This is a genomic window from Mycobacterium sp. TH-M11 (assembly GCF_057473725.1).
The window spans coordinates 1-3,439 of the sequence record NZ_JBYCLD010000244.1 but is presented as its reverse complement, the minus strand read 5'-3'; the positions used below and the strand labels follow the sequence as shown (position 1 = coordinate 3,439).

4 protein-coding genes are annotated in these 3,439 nt (G+C 64.6%); 3 read left to right on the top strand and 1 reads right to left on the bottom strand.

What is annotated here, in order from left to right; translation table 11 throughout:
• The first annotated feature begins 201 nt into the window (after positions 1 to 201).
• Positions 202 to 657, top strand: a complete 456-nt coding sequence (locus AC2VOG_RS10225; protein ID WP_486939787.1) for a MaoC family dehydratase — start codon at positions 202 to 204, stop codon at positions 655 to 657.
• A 12-nt stretch (positions 658 to 669) separates the two neighbouring features.
• Positions 670 to 1,575, top strand: a complete 906-nt coding sequence (locus tag AC2VOG_RS10220; RefSeq protein WP_486939786.1) for an alpha/beta fold hydrolase — start codon at positions 670 to 672, stop codon at positions 1,573 to 1,575.
• 22 nt (positions 1,576 to 1,597) lie between these two features.
• Here the strand turns inward: AC2VOG_RS10220 and AC2VOG_RS10215 are convergent, their stop codons facing one another.
• Positions 1,598 to 2,830, bottom strand: a complete 1,233-nt coding sequence (locus AC2VOG_RS10215; RefSeq protein WP_486939785.1) for an alpha/beta hydrolase family protein — start codon at positions 2,828 to 2,830, stop codon at positions 1,598 to 1,600.
• A 188-nt stretch (positions 2,831 to 3,018) separates the two neighbouring features.
• Between AC2VOG_RS10215 and AC2VOG_RS10210 the strand changes: the two genes are divergently transcribed.
• The gene (locus tag AC2VOG_RS10210; protein WP_486939784.1) at positions 3,019 to 3,279 is read left to right on the top strand and encodes a hypothetical protein; all 261 of its coding nucleotides are present in this window, start codon (positions 3,019 to 3,021) and stop codon (positions 3,277 to 3,279) included.
• The last annotated feature ends 160 nt before the right edge of the window (positions 3,280 to 3,439 follow it).

Sequence of the window (3,439 nt, the reverse complement as noted above, 5' to 3'; positions counted from 1 at the left end):
GCCAGACCACCGCAGCATGATCGCTGGTGATCGAGTTGAGCATCCACGTGCTCCCGAAGCCGGCGATCGCCGCCGTCAGTGGCCACCCACAGGACCGCCGGCGCGCACGCGTTCCAGACGAAAGATCCCGGTGGTGAATCCGTCGACGCGAAGTGGCACGATGCTAAGTAGCGCCGCCCCCGCTCAAAGGAGAGAAACGCTATGCGCACCTTCGATTCAGTCGCCGACCTCGCATCGATCAAAGGTGAGAGCATCGGCGAGAGCGATTGGGTGACGATCAGCCAGGAAGATGTCAACCTGTTCGCCGATGCGACCGGCGACCACCAGTGGATTCACGTCGACCCGGAGCGCGCGGCCAAGGGCCCCTTCGGCACGACCATCGCGCACGGGTTCATGACGCTGGCCCTGCTGCCGCGGCTGCAGCACCAGATGTACACAGTCAACGGCATAAAGCTGGCAATCAACTACGGCCTCAACAAGGTTCGCTTCCCCGCACCGGTTCCCGTCGGGTCGCGGGTTCGCGCGAAGAGCACGCTGGTCGATATCGAGGACCTGGGCAACGGTGCCACGCAGGCGACCGTGTCGACCACCGTTGAGGTCGAAGGCAGCGGCAAGCCGGCCTGCGTCGCCGAGAGCGTCGTCCGCTACGTCGCGTAGGCGGGTCGGGTCGTGGACGCGGGACTGGCCGCCTGGCTTGATGAGGGACTGTATTTCGACTATCTCGGCTTCGACATCTTCTATCGGGTTGCGGGCAGCGGGCCGCCGCTGCTGCTGATTCACGGGTATCCCTTCAACACCTTTGACTGGCAACCGATCTGGTCGACACTGACGCAGCGGTTCACCGTGATAGCGCCGGACATGATCGGTATGGGGTTCTCCGCGAAACCGGTCCACTACGAGTATTCGGTGCACGACCATGCCGATATGCACGAGGCGTTGCTGGCCCACCTGGGCATCGGCAACGCGCACATCCTGGCGCATGATCTCGGCGACTCGGTGGGCCAGGAACTGCTGGCGCGTCATGAGTTTGGCGGCCACGCGTACGGCAAGCTGAGTATCGATTCGATCACGTGGCTCAACGGCGGGATGTTCGTCGAGACCTACACACCGCGGGCGGCCCAGAAGCTGATGTCGGGAACACCCTTGGGTGACATCCTGAGTCCCGTGCAGAACACCCCGTTGTCGCGCCGTCTGCTGGAGCCGACGCTGCGGGAGATGTTCGGCCCCAACACCAAACCCACTCGGCACATGATGGACGTGTTCCATCAGATCCTGGATTACAACGACGGCCGCCGGGTGCTGCACAAGGTCGGCCGATTCATCAAAGACCGCCACAGCCATCGGAACCGGTGGGTTAGGGCCATGCGCAAAACCGATGTTCCGATGCGTTTGATCGACGGGCCGGTCGACCCGAACTCCGGCGCGCACATGGCCCGCCGCTACGCCGAGGTGATACCCGGCGCCGACGTGGTGATGCTCGCCGACGACATCGGGCACTGGCCACAGCTGGAAGCGCCCGGTGCGGTGCTGGAGCATTTTCTCGCCCACATCGACCGGGTCGCCGCCGATCGCTAAATGGCGTGCGCGGGTGGCGCGGCTACGCCGGATGCGCGCGTAACTCCGTTGCGGCGGACAGCAAGCCGGACTGGCTGAGGGCATCGGTGACGAATCGCTGCACGGGTCGCGAGCGGAAGTATCCGATGTGTCCGCCCGGGTACCAGACGATGTGCGGCTTACCCCAGTGCTTCCAGAGTCGGGTTACCTGTTCGCGCGGATGCACTAGTCGATCGGCGACACCGGCATAGATGAATCGGCCCGCCATCGGGACCAACGGCGTCAGGGACAGCGGTGAGATCATGTGACCCAGCGGAGCCGCCAGGGCCAGCGTCTCACGACGTGGATCATCAGCGCGCAGCCCGGCGTGGCGCTGCAGCACGTCGACGATATCTGCCACCGGAACGCCGAGAATGGCGCACGTAAGCCCCTTTTCGAGGCTGGCTACCAATCCTGCGACACAACCGCCGAGCGACAGGCTGTTGAGTCCGACGGCCGATTGCGGCTCTTCGCTGCGGATCCACGTCAGCAGCCGCCTGATGTCCCAGACTGCCTGCGCGGTCGCGTGGATGTCATCGAGAATGTCTTCACCGGGATACACCGCGCCGCCGGGCAAGCCGTGCGCCCGGGGGCCGTGCAGGGGGAGGACGGGCAACACGACGTTCAGGCCGAAGCGTTCGTGAAGTTGCCACGCGCGAAACGCGGTCAGGTCGAGAGCCGCGCGACCCATCTCCGTGCCGTGGACGCAGATCAGCCACGGTCGCGGCTCCGGATGCCGTAGTAGCAGGGCGTATTCACGATGGTTGGCGGCGTATCCCAGCCACCGATCGCGGCCGGGCTCGCCCGGATGCGGCGCGTAGCCGCTCTCGAACTCCATACGATAAAAGGTGGGTTTGCGTCCTTTGACCTGGTGGGTGGTGACTTGGGTGAGCGGCTCGGGCCGACCATAGAACCCGCGCGGCCTGGCCAGCCATCCCCGTTTGCCGTAGAACTCCAGGGCCGCGGTGACTTCCCGATCGATCCGCGCGAATGCGCGTGGATTACTCACCGGGCGGCGTACTTTCAGTCCCCACAGCACAATCTCGTCCCGGAGGGCCTGTCCCGCCAGAGCGAGCGTGGGCCGGGCGATCGGAAGTTCGTCTGACTCTCGGTTGGCAGTTGGCGCCATCGCCCGGGCCAGCAATCGACCGGCGCGCGTGAATGGCGTGAGAGCGTCACCCAGAGCAACGCCGGGCGGGTTCGCCCGTGAGTCGTGGCCCTTCGGCGCTGTCGCCATAACGGCCGACGTTAGGGCCACTGCCGACAACGTGATAGGGCCGCAAGGACCAGCGAAAGTCACTGCGGCCAAACGGCGATGGGCGACCGGATCAGGGCCCAATGATGCTGCGAGGCAGGACTTTGGTCACTGGTCGCCCGATCGGTGCCGCCGTAAAATCGGGGCACTGACCAAACAAAGGACAAACCATGACACAGGCGCCGCACAAGACCGAGCCCCGGTGGGCGGAACTCTCCGAGGACGTTCTCGAATCCATCGAAGCCGGACGCAATAGAGGTATCGAGGCCGTTCGCACGTTCATCGACGAGGTGAGTCCCGCGGTCGAGGAAGAGTCGCGCCGCAAGACGGTCATCGACGCCGCGTTGAAGTTGACCGAAGAGCTTGTCACAACTCAGATCGAGTTCATCCGAAGCGTCGTCCGGAGCGCGGGCGCGGCGGCAAGTAAATAGTTCATTCGGCAGCCACCAGTGGCCGTCCACGGCTTCCCGCGCTGTGGACGGCCACGACGCCGCGTGAAGCGCTACTGCGCAGCTTGTTTCGTGATCGCGGACTGAACGGCGCCGAAGCGATTTTGTGCGTTCCAGGGAAAACCGTTTGGATAGTTCATCG

Excerpts from the sequence above, each read along its gene's own strand:
- AC2VOG_RS10225 (WP_486939787.1), top strand. The coding sequence starts at position 202 with ATGCGCACCTTCGATTCAGTCGCCGACCTCGCATCGATCAAAGGTGAG.
- AC2VOG_RS10210 (WP_486939784.1), top strand. The coding sequence starts at position 3,019 with ATGACACAGGCGCCGCACAAGACCGAGCCCCGGTGGGCGGAACTCTCC.
- AC2VOG_RS10215 (WP_486939785.1), bottom strand. The coding sequence starts at position 2,830 with ATGGCGACAGCGCCGAAGGGCCACGACTCACGGGCGAACCCGCCCGGC.